At 68.3% G+C, this 344-nt stretch carries 1 pseudogene; it reads right to left on the reverse strand.

Annotation, left to right across the window (positions count from 1 at the left end):
• A pseudogene (locus R5H29_RS00045) lies at window positions 1-344 on the reverse strand (hypothetical protein); the annotation flags it as partial.

Below are 344 nucleotides of genomic sequence, written 5' to 3' on the forward strand. Positions count from 1 at the left end.
CAAGCAGGCCCTCGCAGCTCTGCCCGGCCTCTGCCATGGCCGCCCGCCAGCCGTCGACGCGCCAGGCGCTGAGGTTGTATTCGCCGGGCCCGGCGATGAAGCCGATGCGGCGATGTCCGTGCGCCAGCAAATGCTGCGTCGCCGTGCGGGCCGAGCCCTCGTCGTCCATCGAGATCGGGATGCCATTGCCACTTTCGTGCGATCCGATGCGGACAAAGGGGAAATGCTGCCCGGCGAGGAAACCCACCAGTTGCGGATTGTCGGAATGCGGCGGGGTCAGGATGATGCCGTCGGGCTGAAGCGCGGCGATCGCGGCGAGCAGCTCGCGCTCGACATGGTCGCTG

It is taken from the genome of Stenotrophomonas sp. A3_2, assembly GCF_036624925.1.
Lineage (GTDB): Bacteria > Pseudomonadota > Gammaproteobacteria > Xanthomonadales > Xanthomonadaceae > Stenotrophomonas > Stenotrophomonas hibiscicola.